17 protein-coding genes and 1 rRNA gene are annotated in these 17013 nt (G+C 45.2%); 17 read left to right on the top strand and 1 reads right to left on the bottom strand.

The annotated features are described in order from the left end of the window. The coding region (locus BM101_RS13105) for an RNA-guided endonuclease TnpB family protein (RefSeq protein ID WP_143084474.1) at positions 1-295 on the top strand (295 nt) is incomplete at its 5' end. A 265-nt stretch (positions 296-560) separates the two neighbouring features. On the opposite strand, the gene BM101_RS13100 is transcribed toward BM101_RS13105, so the two are convergent. Next, on the bottom strand, positions 561-917 hold the full coding sequence (locus tag BM101_RS13100) for a GIY-YIG nuclease family protein (protein ID WP_087034226.1): 357 nt from the start codon (positions 915-917) through the stop codon (positions 561-563). A 342-nt stretch (positions 918-1259) separates the two neighbouring features. Between BM101_RS13100 and BM101_RS13095 the strand changes: the two genes are divergently transcribed. From BM101_RS13095 to BM101_RS13020, 16 genes are all read left to right on the top strand, one after another. Next, positions 1260-1589: a DsrE family protein gene (locus tag BM101_RS13095; RefSeq protein WP_087034227.1), complete on the top strand. Its 330-nt coding sequence runs from the start codon at positions 1260-1262 to the stop codon at positions 1587-1589. A 34-nt stretch (positions 1590-1623) separates the two neighbouring features. Continuing rightward, positions 1624-2295: an HAD family hydrolase gene (locus BM101_RS13090; RefSeq protein ID WP_177194525.1), complete on the top strand. Its 672-nt coding sequence runs from the start codon at positions 1624-1626 to the stop codon at positions 2293-2295. 231 nt (positions 2296-2526) lie between these two features. Further along, positions 2527-3006, top strand: coding sequence for an immunoglobulin-like domain-containing protein (locus BM101_RS13085; protein WP_087034229.1), 480 nt, complete (start codon positions 2527-2529; stop codon positions 3004-3006). Positions 3007-3113: 107 nt separating this feature from the next. Continuing rightward, positions 3114-3830: a 16S rRNA (guanine(527)-N(7))-methyltransferase RsmG gene (gene rsmG / locus BM101_RS13080; protein WP_087034239.1), complete on the top strand. Its 717-nt coding sequence runs from the start codon at positions 3114-3116 to the stop codon at positions 3828-3830. Between the two features lie 458 nt (positions 3831-4288). After that, the gene (locus BM101_RS13075; RefSeq protein ID WP_087034230.1) at positions 4289-5053 is read left to right on the top strand and encodes a ParA family protein; all 765 of its coding nucleotides are present in this window, start codon (positions 4289-4291) and stop codon (positions 5051-5053) included. Continuing rightward, complete coding sequence (locus BM101_RS13070; RefSeq protein WP_087034231.1) at positions 5043-5936, top strand: ParB/RepB/Spo0J family partition protein; 894 nt, start codon at positions 5043-5045, stop codon at positions 5934-5936. Before BM101_RS13075 ends, BM101_RS13070 begins: the two co-directional genes overlap by 11 nt. A 165-nt stretch (positions 5937-6101) precedes the next feature. Next, positions 6102-6305 (top strand): DUF951 domain-containing protein, encoded by a 204-nt coding sequence (locus BM101_RS13065; protein ID WP_087034240.1) that lies wholly within the window; start codon positions 6102-6104, stop codon positions 6303-6305. Between the two features lie 48 nt (positions 6306-6353). Next, complete coding sequence (gene ychF / locus BM101_RS13060; RefSeq protein WP_087034232.1) at positions 6354-7454, top strand: redox-regulated ATPase YchF; 1101 nt, start codon at positions 6354-6356, stop codon at positions 7452-7454. A gap of 171 nt (positions 7455-7625) precedes the next feature. Next, positions 7626-8312 carry a DUF1129 domain-containing protein gene (locus BM101_RS13055; RefSeq protein ID WP_245825852.1) on the top strand — a complete coding sequence of 229 codons (687 nt, stop codon included), beginning with the start codon at positions 7626-7628 and terminating at the stop codon, positions 8310-8312. Positions 8313-8584: 272 nt separating this feature from the next. Further along, positions 8585-10069, top strand: a complete 1485-nt coding sequence (gene guaB, locus BM101_RS13050; protein ID WP_087034234.1) for an IMP dehydrogenase — start codon at positions 8585-8587, stop codon at positions 10067-10069. Between the two features lie 256 nt (positions 10070-10325). After that, the gene (locus BM101_RS13045; RefSeq protein ID WP_087034235.1) at positions 10326-11018 is read left to right on the top strand and encodes a response regulator transcription factor; all 693 of its coding nucleotides are present in this window, start codon (positions 10326-10328) and stop codon (positions 11016-11018) included. Positions 11019-11101: 83 nt separating this feature from the next. Beyond that, positions 11102-12250 (top strand): sensor histidine kinase, encoded by a 1149-nt coding sequence (locus BM101_RS13040; protein ID WP_245825858.1) that lies wholly within the window; start codon positions 11102-11104, stop codon positions 12248-12250. Positions 12251-12660: 410 nt separating this feature from the next. Then, complete coding sequence (locus BM101_RS13035; protein WP_245825859.1) at positions 12661-14010, top strand: serine hydrolase; 1350 nt, start codon at positions 12661-12663, stop codon at positions 14008-14010. A gap of 429 nt (positions 14011-14439) precedes the next feature. Then, the gene (gene serS, locus BM101_RS13030) at positions 14440-15741 is read left to right on the top strand and encodes a serine--tRNA ligase (protein WP_087034236.1); all 1302 of its coding nucleotides are present in this window, start codon (positions 14440-14442) and stop codon (positions 15739-15741) included. Positions 15742-15817: 76 nt separating this feature from the next. Next, positions 15818-16348: a peptide-methionine (S)-S-oxide reductase MsrA gene (msrA, locus tag BM101_RS13025; protein ID WP_087034237.1), complete on the top strand. Its 531-nt coding sequence runs from the start codon at positions 15818-15820 to the stop codon at positions 16346-16348. 511 nt (positions 16349-16859) lie between these two features. Continuing rightward, positions 16860-17013: ribosomal RNA gene (locus BM101_RS13020) — 16S ribosomal RNA — on the top strand; the annotation flags it as partial.

Genomic DNA, 17013 nt, shown 5'->3' with positions numbered 1-17013 from the left:
CTGCGGTACCATCCATCTGGAAAAGCTTTCCGGCATCCGTCGGACCTCAAGGCTAAGAGGAAAAAACAAAGCGAACCTGCATAGCTGGACTTTCCATGAATTGTCTTCCTTTATTGAGTACAAGGCGCGGGAACTTGGTATAAAGGTAGTCTACATCAATCCCGAATACACGTCCCAAATCTGCCCAATGTGCGGGGAACGCAACAAAGTGAAAGACCGGAACTATAACTGCGGATGCGGGTATCACTCCCACCGCGACAGGGTCGGCGCCCTGAACATCGCCAGAACAATCTAATCCAGATGGTAACAGTCTGGGTGCCCAAGGGTCTAAGAGACCTGCCTTGGGAGGGGTGATGGCACACCCTAAACTCGAGACCGGACAAAACAGAAATGGCCTGCGTTCGTTAAGGTACTCAAGAATCCCATCCTAACACCGTAATGTGTTGGACTTGCGGCTTTAGCCGTGGGAGTGTCAAAACATAAACAGATAAGAAAACCAAAAAAGGAAGAAGTCACGAAAAGTGGACTTCTTCCTTTTTTATTTTCGCCTGTACGCCGGATCAGGCTTTAGGTCGGTTATAACCACGCTCACCGTATGGCTGCAACGCGGTCAGCCATTTTTCCTCCAGCCTCTCCAATTCTTTCTTCTCATTGAAGGAGGCATCGCCTTGCTTCTTTTCCGACAGCTCCAGAACCGTGAAGGAAAAGGCGTCCGGCCCGAACTGTTTCCATTCGGACTGCAACGCTTTGTTGTTGTTGGCACCAAGATTCAAAATGTGCTTCATGCCATTCAGGGTTTTCAGGTTAGGAGTTTTTCCGATGAAAATTTTCTGGTTTTGCAAGTTCTTCACTTGATAGATTCCGGCTTCTACAGGTATTTTTTCGAATTGTTGGCGCAAGTCTTTTTTACGGTCCATAGTAATTCCTGCTTTCTTAGTGGCGTTATCTAGAATGATAAGAGTGTATCTGTTTTTAGTCAAACGAATCATAGCGTAATCCACCCAAAAGAGGCCGCCTTTCCATTAAAGTAAGCAAATGCTTACATGTGATGCACAAATCGAGCTCGTCAAATAAATTTATTAGGAAAAAAACGTCCGTTCTTTGGTCCTTTAATGCTTAACGTTCGTGTATTGGTTTGTAAATCGTTAGAAAACAACTGAATTCTCTCCAAATTCTAAAGAAATCCTCATTATTCCGAAGTTTTTCTTTGTTATACTTTGTATAAACAAATATTTGTATTCCTGGAGAGAAGGGCACCTATGCATCGGGTTATTTTTCACATAGATGAAACAGCCAAATGGTCATTGAATCTGGGCAATGCAAGAAATCTATTGCATGCTCTGGAAAATGTCAGCTTAGAAATTTTGGCAAACAGTGAAGCTGTCCAAGGATATCTGGATGACAGCCTTTCGGAACAGATACAGTCGCTGCAAGCAAAAGGGGTACGCTTCGTCGCTTGCGGGAATGCCGTAAAAAAATTTCGGATCGCTGAAAAAAGCCTGACCGATAAGAAAATAGAGGTTGTGCCTGCCGGCATCGCGGAGTTAGTGTTGCGTCAAGAAGAGGGATATAGCTATATCCGGCCATAGTCGTTAGAATATGTTATTGAGGGGTAGATGGAACATGGGATTACTATTATTTGATTTTGATGGCACCTTAGCAGAGACAAGCAAGATCAGCGAAATGGCTGCAATGGATGTATTTGAACAGTTCGGTTATCCTGCTCCGACGCTCGCGCAATTACAAAACGACAGAGGAAAACCGCATATTGTGAAATTTACAGGCTACCTGAACAACAGTTTATCTGAGAAAGAAATGGCTACGTTCATGGCTGCTTTTTGGGAGATATATGAAAAATACGAACAGCTGTTATTGGAGCCCTACGATTTGGCGCGTGAATCACTGGAGGAACTGAAGGGGAACGGGCACCGTTTGGGCGTCGTTTCCAACAAAGCTTCAAAAGCGTTGCTTCGCAATCTGGCTGCAGTCGATCTGCTGGATCTGATGGAAGTCGTAATCGGATCGGATAACGTCGACCAATACAAACCGAATCCGGAAGGCATCTACCGGGCTTGGGAGGAAATCCCGACTGACAGAAAGGATACCTTGATGATCGGGGACACCATCTACGATATGCAGATGGGTAAACTCGCGGAGGTTCGGACCATCGGCATCACCTGGGGCGGCAGCTCCTGCGAACAATTGCTGGCCGAAAATCCGGATCGCATCGCCCACACCTTTGTGGAACTGGAAATTATCATCGCGAACATGCTGAACGAATATGTGACCTTCTAGAAAATAAAAAGAGCCGTTATCCCATCAAAAAAGGATAGCGGCTCTTTGACTTCCAACCAGAAAAATCCTTGGCTTGGTTGCTTTCAGTCTGTTTGATGAAATCTTTCATTTCATAGCCTGCGGCTTATCCAAAGGGAAGTATCCAAAGACGTATTTCCCTGGAAATTGCGGTATAATGGTGAAAAAGGTGGGGTATCCGTTCAATTGTCATGATTTGAAGGAGGAAAAGAAATGGAAAAGGATTCGAGGATACGGATGCTTTTTTTTGGCATGTTCGTGGTCCTGATTTTGTTGACTGGTTGCGCAGCTCAGCCTGCATTGGTGCCATCGAAATATGATGAAGCAGGCTTAAATCAATTGGCAGGCGTCGTGATGACGACGACCCAGACATCCTATGTATCCGGAACGCACAACATTCAGCTGAAGATCCGGAACGATACGGACAAGGAGTATTCCTATGGGGTGGCATTTGCTGTCGAGCAAAAGGTGGACGGGAAATGGTATGCAGTCCCATTTAAAGGGGAACCGGTATTCAACCAACTTGCAGTAATTTTGGCACCGCATAGCGAGAATCTGGAGAGTGTCGATTTGGGGATTTTGGCGGGCGAATTGAAACCCGGTCTTTACCGGATCGTGAAGGAAATGGAAGGAGAGGTAGTGACGGCTGACTTTACGATTGCCCAGCCTAGTGGCGGTGGTGGCGGCTATTAGGGACCGCTCTTTTTAATATTTGTGAATAATTCCTTGTATGGTAGTCTTTTTAAGGATAAAGTATAATAGTAGAAAAACAGGGACAGCCGTCAATGAAAGGAAAATTTATGAATCCAGAACAATTTACCCAAGCCCTTGCAGAAAAAGGGATCATCTTAGATGAAACGCAATTGAAGCAATATGAAATCTATTTGCGCTTGCTGCGCGAATGGAATGAAAAAATCAACTTAACGGCCATCACCGAACCCGATGAAGTATACTTGAAGCATTTTTATGACTCCATCACACTCGGCTTTTATATGGACTTTGCAGCGGGAGAAGTGCATCTGTGCGATGTCGGCGCAGGCGCAGGTTTCCCGAGCATCCCATTGAAAATTGCCTTTCCAAAACTGCAGGTCACAATCGTGGACTCGCTCAATAAACGCATCACCTTTTTGGAGACATTGGTCGCTGAACTGGGTTTGAAAGGCGTATCCTGTTTCCATGATCGCGCGGAAACATTCGGGCAAAACAAGAAGTTCCGTGCCCAATTCGATGTGGTCACTGCCCGCGCAGTTGCCCGCCTGAGTGTATTGAGCGAATTGTGTTTGCCGCTGGTCAAAAAGGGCGGTTATTTTGTGGCAATGAAAGCGAGCAGCACACAAGAAGAACTGAAAGATGCAGAACGCGCCATCGCCTTGCTTGGCGGAAAACTGGAAGAAGATCTGTCTTTTGAATTACCAAACGATGCGGGCGAACGCCATATCGTGAAGATCAAGAAGACAAAAGAGACGCCGAAAACCTACCCGAGAAAACCGGGGACTCCAAATAAAAATCCGTTGTAAATCTTGACCGTAAGGACAGCACAATCTCTTGGTATTAAAACGGAGATTGTGCTGTTTTTGTGGCTGCTCCCAATTGCGCGGCGTATGTGTCGTCAGCGCACCGAATGCCCCCTTTTGGGCAGGCTGATTCAAAGGGGCCGTATGACCATGGCGCTTCTGAAAAAGTGAATGACAAAAGCAGATTTCATCATCTCCATTCGTTCCGCAGTACGGAGGTTGAACGCTTTTCATCAGGCTCTATATTTTTTTTATTTTTTTTGTTACAATAGTCTGGTAAAGTTATAGCCTTTTTTATGAATAGACATATAGTTTTTATACTGAGCGATAAATGAGCGATTCATTTTGAAGAAATGCGTAGGAGAAAGAACGCAGTTATCGTTTTTTCTCCTTTTTTTAGGTAGAGGAGAATTACCGGAAACGCTCATTCGAATGGATGGATAGAAAGTGGAGGAGAACAGATGGCACGGATTATTGCAGTCGCAAATCAAAAGGGCGGCGTTGGGAAAACAACGACCACCGTTAACTTGGCAGCTTCTTTGGCCTATTTAGGTAAAAAAGTATTATTGATAGATAGCGATGCCCAAGGGAACGCCACAAGCGGACTTGGCATTTCAAAAGCAGATGTTGAAAAAGATATATACGATGTATTAGTGAATCAAGAACCGATCGAAAATGTCATCAGTGAATCTTCAAGAGAAAATTTGTGGGTCGTACCCGCGACGATTCAGTTGGCAGGCGCAGAAATCGAATTGACGAATCAACCGCATCGGGAATCCCGTCTACATGACGCCGTACAAGGCCTGCGCGATCAATATGATTTCATCTTCATTGATTGCCCACCTTCGCTGGGACATTTGACGATAAATGCTTTCACGGCCAGCGATTCCGTTCTGATTCCGGTTCAATGTGAGTATTATGCGTTGGAAGGATTAAGTCAGTTGCTGAACACATTCCGCTTGGTCCAAAAACATTTCAACAAAGACCTGAAATTGGAAGGCGTACTGTTGACCATGCTGGACGCCCGCACGAATTTAGGGTTTGAAGTAGTGGATGAAGTGAAGAAGTACTTCAAAGAAAAAGTATACAAAACGATCATCCCACGCAACGTCCGTTTGTCGGAAGCGCCAAGTTATGGTCAATCAATCGTTGATTATGATATCCGTTCAAAAGGAGCGGAAGTTTACCTTGAGCTTGCAAAGGAAGTGTTAGAAGATGGCGAATAAAAACAGTAAAGGCTTGGGGCGGGGCATCGATGCCATTTTCAGTAACTTTGAAGATATCGAGAAGATTGATGAGAAAACAGAAACTGTCCAAGAGATTCCTTTAGATGAGATTCGTCCAAATCCTTATCAACCGCGCAAAACGTTCGACGATTCCGCTTTAAGGGAATTGGCGGATTCGATCATCTTGAATGGCGTTTTCCAACCGGTCATCCTGCGCAAATCCAGTGTCAAAGGATATGAAATCATTGCCGGGGAACGCCGTGTCCGCGCATCGCGTTTAGCCGGAAAAGAAACGATTCCTGCGATTGTCCGTGATTTCGATGAGACAGCCATGATTGAAGTTGCAATCCTGGAAAACCTACAGCGGGAAGATCTGACGCCCTTGGAAGAAGCGGAAGGCTATCAAACCTTGATGAACAAGTTGAAGCTGACCCAGGCGGAAGTGGCGAAACGATTGGGCAAAAGCCGTCCGTATATCGCAAACCACCTGCGCCTGTTGAGTTTGCCGCAGGACGTGAAAGCCATGTTGCAGGAAGGTTCCCTTTCCATGGGTCAGGCGCGCACGTTGCTGGGATTGAACGATGAATCATTGATCAGCGAATTGGCCAAACGCGCGATGGAGGAGGGCATTACCGTCCGCCATCTGGAAGCGATTGTCCAACAATTGAACAATCCGGTAGAAGTCGACAAAAAAACGCGCAAAAAGAAAAAAGAGAACAAACCAGGTTATATAATGGAAAGCGAAGAGCGTTTGATGGATAAATTCGGCACATCGGTCCAAATCTCCAGCAAAGGCGAAAAAGGGAAGATCGAGATCGAGTATCTTTCCCCGACTGACCTGACCAGAATATTGGACATCCTGCAGATCTCTTTTGACGACTGACAGGATGAGATGAAATGCAAGTCAGGCACACCGCGTTTTTAGGGTCCCGCTGACCATGAGCATACCGCGCAATGGCAAGGGGCATCTAAAATGCAAAGTGCCTGCATTTCAGAACGCCACTACGACAAGATGAGATGAAATTAGAAAGAGGTGCATGTATCCGTGGTGCAACAAGAATATGCGTTGCATGATGTTGTGGAAATGAAAAAGCCGCATCCATGCAAAAATAATTCATGGGAAATTATCCGTATGGGCATGGATATCCGTATCAAATGTCTGAAATGCGGACAAATGGTTTTAATGCCTCGCCGTGAATTTGAGAAGAAGTTAAAAAAAGTATTGGTCAAAGCAGAACAACCTGCCGAATAGGTTCATAAAAATAAAAAAAGTCATTAACAGTAGAAAGAGTGTGAAAAAATGTCATTAACAGCCGGAATCGTCGGTTTACCGAACGTAGGGAAATCCACCCTATTCAACGCTATCACCAAAGCTGGAGTTGAAGCAGCAAACTATCCATTCGCCACCATCGATCCCAACGTCGGCGTCGTAGAAGTACCCGATGAACGTTTGAACAAATTAACCGAATTGGTAAAACCGAAGAAAACAGTCCCAACCACTTTTGAATTCACGGATATCGCCGGAATCGTAAAAGGCGCCAGCAAAGGGGAAGGCCTGGGGAACAAGTTCTTAGCCAACATCCGTCAAGTGGATGCCATTTGTCATGTTGTCCGTTGTTTCGAAGACGACAACATCACCCACGTCAGCGGCAAAGTGGATCCATTGGATGATGTCGAAACCATCAACTTGGAATTGATTTTTGCAGATTTGGAATCCATCGAAAAACGCTACACACGCATCAGCAAAATTGCGCGCACAAAAGATAAAGATGCTCTATATGAATTAGCGATCTTAGACAAAATCAAAGAAACATTGGAAGCAGGCAAATCCGCGCGCACAATCGAATTCACACCAGAAGAAGAAGTGTACGTAAAAAACCTGTTCCTTTTGACGACAAAACCGGTTCTGTATGTCGCAAACATCTCCGAAGAGGACGTCATAGCCGGCGGAGACAATGAAATGGTTCAAGCTGTCCGTGCTTTTGCAGCTACAGAGGACGCTGAAGTCGTTACCGTATGCGCCCGCATCGAAGAAGAAGTTGCTGAATTGGATGACGAAGAAAAAGCCGAATTTCTGAAGGAATTAGGCATCGAACAATCCGGATTGGATCAATTGATTCAAAAAGCTTACACATTGCTTGGCCTGGGAACCTACTTCACAGCTGGTGAAAAAGAAGTACGCGCTTGGACATTCAAATTAGGGATGAAAGCGCCGCAGACTGCCGGCATCATCCACTCCGACTTCGAACGCGGCTTCATCCGCGCAGAAACAGTTTCCTATGACGATCTTCTTCAGTACGGCAGCATGCAGGCAGCCAAAGAAGCCGGAAGAGTAAGACTTGAAGGCAAAGATTACGTCGTCCAAGACGGCGATGTCATGGAATTCAGGTTCAACGTCTAATCCAGGATGTGATGAAGGGCAGGAGAGCGGCTCTGTGGCCGAAGAAGGCGGAAGATTTTATCGTTTTCAGCATTCATTCGGAAAGCAGTCGCCGTCTCTGCCTTTTGTGCAACGTTATAAAAGCGATAACAATCGGGTTCCGCAATGCACGTACTTAAGGAGGATTTTCCATTGGAAGAAACAACAAATAACGCAGGGCAAGTAAAAATCGAAAACCAAGAATTAAGGCATAAACTGACAAAAAGAAACGAGCAATACTTGCTTGGTTTGGACAAGACGTTGAAGGCCGCAAATATAGCCGAAGAACGCAGAGAAGAAATCTACAACCGCATGATGAAAGAATTGGTGAATGCGCAAAAAACAGGTAAAACAGCCCGCCAAATGTACGGGACGGTTGCCGAATGTGCAGAAAAGCTATTGGGTAAACCTGAAGCGGATGCATCTGAACGTTCAGCTGATTGGCTGATTGCCGTTGATGGCGGCCTATTGTTGGGATCCATTTTTGCGTTGATTTCAGGAGTATCTCTATTGGGCGCCAATAAAGGCGGTGCTGTCGGCATGGGGCTGATCAGTCTTATCCTGAATTTCATCATCGGCGGTTTGGCTATGCTTGTCATCTCCAAATTCTCGCCTAATCCCGATGCTCCAAAAGGCAAAAAGGGCTTTGGTAAGTATATTTTTGCGACAACGGGTTCTATGCTGGCCTGGATGCTGATCATGACCGTATCGATGACGTTCCTTCCTGCAAGCATCAACTTTGAATTGCCGGCGTTTGCCTATATCGCAGTTGCTGTCGTTGGATTCGTCGCCAAGGTTTTCTTGAAGAAAAAATATCATATCGTCGGCGGTATTTTATAGGCCGTCCGAAACAAAAAGCCAAAATGCGAACAAGTTTCCTGCATTTCGGCTTTTTTTCGTATTTGGATAATGAAATTTCAAAAAACAAGCGAAAAAAATGATAAAACGCATAAAAAGCGAACGTTAATGAGATGAGGATGCCTGTGCATTCGATAAAACGGCGCGTATATGAGAATTGGATGATAAAGGAATGTTTGAACTTGACGGAAGGTCTCCATGGTGGTAGTTTAAGAGATAAAAAATCAGCAAAATAAAAGGAGTGTTCATTGAGAATGTCAAATTGGGAAACGAAATTCGCTAGAGAAGGTTTTACCTTTGATGATGTATTATTGGTGCCAGCGGAAAGTCATGTGTTACCGAATGAAGTGGATCTGTCTATCGATTTAGCTAAAAACCTGCACTTAAATATTCCAATCATCAGTGCCAGTATGGATACGGTAACTGATGCAGCAATGGCAATCGCAATGGCTCGTCAAGGCGGATTAGGTGTCATTCATAAAAACATGTCCATCGCAGCGCAAGCAGAAGAAGTGCATAAAGTAAAACGCTCTGAAAGTGGCGTCATCATCGATCCATTTTTCTTAACCCCTGATCATTTGGTTGTGGAAGCGGAAAAATTGATGAGCAAATACCGCATCAGCGGTGTGCCGGTCGTCAACGATATGGAAGAGCGTAAATTAGTCGGAATTTTAACGAACCGTGACCTGCGTTTCATTGTTGATTATCAAGTGCCCATCGGCGACGTCATGACCAAAGAACATTTAGTAACCGCTCCTGTCGGAACTTCTTTGAAGGACGCTGAAGCTATTTTGCAAAAATATAAGATCGAAAAATTACCTCTAGTCGATGCTGATGGCCGTTTGGCTGGCTTGATCACCATCAAAGATATTGAAAAAGTAATCGAATTTCCGCATTCGGCCAAAGATGAACACGGCCGCTTGATCGTCGCCGCCGCAGTAGGCGTGACGACAGATACATTCGAACGTGCGCAAGCCTTGCTGGATGCCGGTGCCGATGCAATCGTCATCGATACGGCGCATGGCCACAGCGCTGGTGTTATCCGTAAAATCAAAGAAATCCGCGAACAGTTCCCTGAAGCTACTTTGATCGCCGGTAATGTTGCAACGGCTGAAGCGACGCGCGCTCTATATGATGTCGGTGTCGATGTAGTGAAAGTCGGTATCGGTCCTGGTTCCATTTGTACAACCCGTGTTGTTGCCGGTGTTGGTGTTCCTCAAATCACCGCTATCTATGAAGCTGCCGGTGTGGCAAGAGAGTACGGTAAAGCCATCATCGCTGACGGCGGAATCAAGTACTCGGGAGATATCGTGAAAGCGATGGCTGCCGGCGGACATGCGGTTATGTTGGGAAGCATGTTGGCAGGGACTGACGAGTCACCAGGTGAATTTGAAATCTTCCAAGGACGTCGTTTCAAAACATACCGTGGGATGGGAAGTTTAGCTGCAATGGAAAAAGGTTCAAGCGACCGTTATTTCCAAGGTGGCGTAAATGAAGCGAATAAAATGGTTCCTGAAGGGATTGAAGGCCGTGTCGCATACAAAGGCGCCGCTAGTGACATTCTTTTCCAACTGCTTGGCGGTATCCGTTCAGGTATGGGATATGTCGGTGCAGCCAATCTGCAGGAATTACGCGACAACGCACAATTCATCAAGATGTCTGGCGCAGGTTTGATCGAATCTCACCCGCATGATATCCAAATCACGAAAGAAGCACCAAACTATTCCATTCATCAATAAAAAGATGATTCATTTGGCCAGTCGCGGATGTGCCATCCAAATAATCAGGGATTGAGAACGCAACTACATATAACGCAGATGTCCGGGACGATGTTCCGGGCATCTTTTTTGTACGTACCCCGTTAATCGCAAGGTTATTATTTCTCTTTCTGATATAATGAAAGCGTAAATTCTTAATGCATCCTTAAACAAAAATTTAAGAATATTTGTTATCCTGTATGAAAAAACTGAGCATCACATCGAAGGGATTGTTGATATGAAAAAGATATTGATTGTGGATGATGACCGCGAAATCGTGGATCTGTTGAGCATCTATTGCAAAAATGAAGGCTACGAACCGGTGAAAGCCTATGACGGAGAGGAAGCGTTCCGCAAGCTGGAAGAATTTCCGGATATCCAACTCATCATTTTGGATGTCATGATGCCGAAGAAAGATGGCATTTCTGTCGTGAAAGAGTTGCGCGAGGAAAACAATTTAATACCGATACTGATGTTGAGCGCAAAGTCGACGGATATGGATAAGATTCAAGGTCTGACGACCGGTGCCGACGATTATGTATCCAAGCCGTTCAATCCATTGGAAGTGATGGCGCGCATCAAATCGCTGTTGCGCCGCACGGCCGTACAGGTCGATGAACAAGAGTCGGATATCATCGAAGTCGGGCCGCTCATCATCAAGAAGGATTCCCATGAAGTGAAGACATTGGATGGAAAGAACATCCAATTGACGGCACTTGAATTCGGGATTTTGCACTTGTTGGCCAGCTATCCGAACCGGGTGTTCAGTGCGGATGAAATCTTTGAACGCGTCTGGCAGCAAGAAAGCATCGTCTCCGCTAAAACGGTCATGGTTCATGTGAGCCATCTGCGCGACAAAATCGAAGAGGCGACCGGCGGCGAAAAAGTGATTCAAACCGTTTGGGGAGTAGGCTATAAGATCGGAGGATAACATGCAAAACTGATGGTGAAACAACAGTCCCTGTAACGGATTGACCTTAGGGGACTGCATGCATAGAAGGGGTGAATGCTGGATTGTTCAAGTTGAAAAGCAAAGAACTGAGTGAACTCATTTTTGAAGGCGTGGTGACCCTAACGATTGTCTATCTCCTCTATATGGGGATGTTGATGATTTTGGCTCGTTTGGTCTCTGCTCCACCGGTCCTTTTGCGGCAGATGCCGTCTCTGCGGAGCGTCGTTTTGATAGTGGATGCATTCATGTCGATTTATCGCGATATATTCCAATGGATAGCGGCTATTTTTGCGGGGGTATTCACCTGGTGGCGATTGGCCCGCCGCTATAAACAAATGCAGCTGGGGCATATTTTGGATGAACTGCATTACATCGCTGCCGGGAATTTCGATTACCGCATTGACGCCAACAATTCAGGAAGCTACGTCGATGTTGTAAACAGCATCAACACCCTTGTGGAAAGCACCGTTGAAGCGATGGAAGAGGAGCGCAAAATCGAGCAGTCGAAAGATGAACTGATCACCAATGTCAGCCATGATATACGGACGCCATTGACTTCCATCATCGGTTATTTAGGTTTGATAGAAGCCGGGCAATTTGAAACGAATGAAGAGGCTACGCGGTATATCCATATCGCCTATACGAAAGCATTACAAATGAAAGTGCTTGTCGATGACCTATTTGAATACACGAGGGTCAGACAACCGACAACGCCATTGCTGTTGAAGACCATCAATCTGGGCCATTTCTTGGAGCAGGTGGCTGCCGATTATGAATTGGAATCGCGGAAACGCAATGTCGAGATAGAAGTGTTCTTGAAGACGGATCCGCTTATGGTTGAAGTGGATGTAGACAAAATAGCGCGCGTCTTCAATAATTTGATTTCCAATGCCCTCAAATACGGTCATGGTGCTACCTGGATCCATATTGAAGCAGAGAAAATAGGCTCCGAAGTGGTCATTGCCGTGAAAAATAATGGCGAGAGGATCCCGTCGAAGGCACTGGAAGAAGTGTTCGGCCGTTTTTATCGCGTGGAAAATTCCCGCTCCAAAGAGACAGGCGGGACCGGACTTGGGTTGGCGATTGCGCAAAGCATCGTAGCCCTCCACGGCGGATACATCTATGCGGAGTCAGATGAAAAAGAGACGAAATTCGTCCTGCACCTTCCATTGGAACAAAAAGGGAAGAAAGAAGAGAAAGCAAACGCTTGAACAAGCGTGCTTCCTCTTTTTTTGACTAATGGGAAAATATATCCCGTCATCACATGATGTCTAGCGGTCCAAGCCTGCCTCTCGGAAGAAAGATGAAGGGTCCTCTTGGCTCTGCGAGCCAAGACATACTGTTCGACTAACCTGCTGACGCAGGAAGTCTCTCAGCAATTGCGCTCTACGATGCTCATTTGCATGGTAGTCTTAGGAATTCATTCCTTAGACTAACCAGTACAAGGCGACTGCAAGGAGCGTTGCTTCCTTTAAATTTCTGTCGAGGCAGGGCTGGCTTGGACCGCTTTTCTTGTTTCACGGCTGAGAGCCGGATTTCTAGTTGTCTTTTTACAGAATTTCCGATAACATAAGAAGGTATATAACTTGAATGATAAGACTGATTGGAGAAATAAAAAACAATGATGACTATAAAAATATTAAAAAATGGAAAAATGCTCGTCGGAACAGTATCTGCAGTTTCTATGTTGGCAGGCAGCTTCCTTGCTGCGCCGGTTGCCTTAGCTGCGGAACAACCATCGATCGATGCAAAAGCGGCATTTGTAATAGAAGACGAGACGGATAAAGTATTAGTGAATCAAAATGGGGAAGAGGCCTTAGGGATTGCTTCCATGACGAAGATGCTGAGCATCTATTTGATATTGGAAGCGATAAAAGACGGGAAATTATCTTGGGATAAAGAAGTCAGGCCGAGCGGTTATGCTTTCGATATCAGCCAAAATTACAACCTTTCCAATGTCCCTTTGCGTCAAGATAGCACGTATTCAGTGAAAGAACTGTATCAAGCAGCGCTGATCTATTCGTCCAACGGAGCAACGATTGCTTTGGCAGAAACATTAGCCGGATCGGAACCGAAATTCGTGGACATGATGAAAGCCAAGCTGGATGAGTGGGGAATCGGAAATTACGAAATCTACAACGCCACCGGATTGACGAACAGTTTCCTGGGTGGTCAAATATATCCGGGGTCTTCGGCCTCCGACTACAACAAAATGACTGCGCGCGGCATTGCGGCCGTGGCGAACCATCTGATTGATGACTATCCGGAAGTTCTGGAGACGACATCCATTCCGGAGATGAAATTCCAGGAAGGGACATCCGATGAAATAGTGATGCGTAACTGGAACTTGATGTTGCCGGGCAATGCCTATTATCGTGAAGGTGTAGATGGATTGAAGACAGGGACGACCGATGAAGCAGGCGCCTCCTTCACCGGCACTGTGACGGAAAACGGCATGCGCATCATAACGGTTGTCATCGGTGCCGATGAAAGCACGAAACGCTTTACGGAAACAGGACGTTTGATGGACTACGCTTTTTCCAATTTCGAGAAAAAGACCTTAGTATCAAAAGGCGATAGTGTAGCGACAGAAGCCCCGATCCCGGTAGCGAAAGGTAAACAGAAAGAGGTAGGCCTAGTCTATAACGAGGATTTGGTCGTTGTCGCTGAGAAAGGCGTGAAAGATATTGCAACAACCACAACTTTCACGGCCGCTAAAGATATCTTGAACGAAAATGGTGTCATCGAAGCCCCAATCGAAAAAGGCACTGAAGTAGGTTCCGTCGCTGTGACGATGGAAGGCGATCAGTTGGGTTATCTGAACGGTGAAACGTCTGAGAATGTAAAAGTTGCCGCGGCCAAGACTGTTGAAAAAGCGAATATTTTCGTGAGAGCTGGGCGCGTTGTCGGAGACTTCTTCGGAAACGTCTGGAAAACGATAACTGATTTTGTCGGCGGATTCTTTGATTAATCGCATTTAAAAAAATAAGCGATTCTGACCCGGCAGGCACCAGTAGGCCGCTTCGTCAGAACCGCTTGTTTGGTTCATTGACAGTTTTTTGTTTGTTGAGTAAAATAAAGCTATTGAAAATAAGCACAAATTAAATAATGCAAAGCCATGCATGTGAATAGTAGATAGGTAAAAGCGCAACAGAGAGTCAGTGGCAAGGTGAAAACTGAACCTTTACTTATGGAATCCGCACATGAAGCGAACAGTGAAAACAAGCGATTGACTAAATTGTTCCGGACCGATCCGTTATCGTAATGAAGCGCAGATAGGCTTATTCAAGCGCATCTGAAGTTGGGTGGTACCGCGAACGTTCAAGCCATTTCGTCCCAGATTATTCTAGGGGTGGGATGGTTTTTTTATTATTGCAACGATGATAGAGGAGGAAATAGAATGTTAGATGTTAAATTATTAAGGGATGACTTCGAAGCAGTTTCAGAAAAATTGGTTATACGTGGCGTGAAAGCAGAAGACTTGGCGGAATTCAAAGAGTTGGACGTACAAAGAAGAGTGAAAATCAGTGAGACGGAAAGCCTGAAACAATACCGCAATACCGTTTCTCAAGAAATCGCGCAGCTAAAACGCAATAAAGAAAACGCGGATGCGAAAATCGCTGAAATGAAAGAAGTCGGCGACAAAATAAAAGTTTTGGACGAAGAATTGAATGAAATAGAAGAGCAGACAACCTACATTGCAACCCGTTTGCCTAACTTGCCGCACGCATCTGTTCCGATTGGCGCTGATGAAGAAGACAATGTTGAAGTGAGAAGATGGGGAGCGCCGCGTCAGTTTGATTTTGAGCCAAAAGCTCATTATGATATCGCGGAAGCATTGGATATCTTGGACTTCGAACGTGGGGCGAAAGTAACGGGGAGCCGCTTTGTATTCTATAAAGGCTTAGGTGCCCGTTTGGAACGTGCTTGCTACAATTACATGTTGGACCAACATACGGAAAAACAAGGCTATATTGAAATCATTCCTCCCTATATGGTCAACGAAGCGTCCATGTTCGGTACTGGTCAATTCCCTAAATTCAAAGAAGATGTTTTCCAATTGACGGATGAACGCAATTTTACATTGATCCCTACAGCAGAAGTGCCTTTGACGAACTATTATCGTGATGAAATCATGAATGAAGCAGACTTGCCTGTTTATTTCACTGCTATGAGCCCGTCATTCCGTTCTGAAGCGGGGAGTGCCGGTCGTGACACAAGAGGTTTGATCCGTATGCACCAATTCCATAAAGTGGAAATGGTGAAATTCAGCAAACCGGATACCTCTTATAATGAATTGGAAAAAATGACGGATGATGCGGAAGCAGTCCTAAGAGGTCTTGGCTTGCCATACCGTACCATCACGCTATGTACAGGGGATATGGGCTTCTCAGCCGCCAAAACCTATGACATCGAAGTTTGGCTCCCGGCCCAAGATACCTACCGTGAAATCAGCTCTTGTTCAAACACCGAAGCTTTCCAAGCCCGCCGCGCGAAAATCCGTTTCCGTAATGAAGAAACCGGCAAACTGGAATTTGTGCATACCTTGAATGGATCAGGACTGGCAGTGGGACGCACCGTGACAGCCATATTGGAAAACTATCAAAATGAAGATGGCTCTGTAACCATCCCGGAAGCTTTAGTCCCGTATATGGGTGGTGTCACAAAAATCACGAAAGAAAATTCAAATAACAAAAGATAACGCTGAAGCAAAAAGCCAAGAAAACAGTAAAGAATATGATACAATCTTCTCAACGATAAACGAGAGGGATGATTGTATGGTAGAAAAGAAGTTAGAAAAAGCCACCTTTGCGGGAGGGTGTTTCTGGTGCATGGTAAAACCGTTTGACAGCTTGCCTGGTATTGAATCGGTGATATCCGGATATACTGGCGGACACAAAGAAAACCCAACCTATGAGGAAGTGTGCACCGGAACAACCGGACATACGGAAGCTGTTCAAATAATCTTTGACCCAGCTGTATTCCCCTACAAAGATTTGGTTGAAGTATACTGGCAACAGACAGACCCAACAGATGCCATGGGGCAATTCGTGGATCGCGGGTCATCCTATCGTCCGGTCATCTTCTATCATTCAGAAGAACAAAGAAAAATCGCTGAGGCTTCCAAAAAAGCGTTACAGGACAGCGGTAAATTCAATAAGCCGATCGTCACTTCCATCGAACCTGCGCAACCTTTCTATCCTGCAGAAGATTATCACCAAGACTTCTACAAAAAGAGCGGTGCGCATTATCACGGGTATCGTTCCCACTCGGGAAGAGATCAATATATAGAGTCGCATTGGAAGTGACAAACGGACGGTAACTGCTCCACTGTATATCTCTGAATAGACAGCGGAGCAGTTACTTGTCAGAATAAGCTGGAGGTTCGGGACATCGTTTCCGAACCTTTTTTAATAATTATTAATTTTTGTTTAAAAAGGTCTTGCCAAAAGCTTGCTGAGCGTGTAAAATTAGTTTTCGTTGACAGGTCATAAATCGAATTTATTGTTTCGGATTTATTGACATGTGAGCATAAAAAACATCCTGAAAAATAAAATATCGCTTCAGCGAAAAAAAGTTTCTCGGAAGTTGTTGACAATCAACTTAATGGATGGTATTATATAGAAGTTGTCATGTGAGAGCGTGATAGCGCTTAGACCTTTGAAAACTGAATAAAGAATGAACGAACCAAATGTGCAGGGAGCTTTGATTTTATCAAAGCAAACGAAGGCGATACGCAGTATCGCAAACATAAAGTCAGTAACGTAACAAATGAGCTTTTAAATTTTACATGTAGGATTTCTGTACAAGAGTCCACATTTACATGAGAGTTTGATCCTGGCTCAGGACGAACGCTGGCGGCGTGCCTAATACATGCAAGTCGAACGGTTCTTTCTTTTGGAAGCTTGCTTCCGATCGAGAGAATAGTGGCGAACGGGTGAGTAACACGTGGGTAACCTGCCCATAAGAGGGG

The sequence above is a fragment of the Trichococcus palustris genome, assembly GCF_900114465.1.
GTDB lineage: Bacteria > Bacillota > Bacilli > Lactobacillales > Aerococcaceae > Trichococcus > Trichococcus palustris.
Note: the sequence above shows the minus strand (reverse complement) of the source record. Positions and strands in the feature narration are given on the sequence as shown.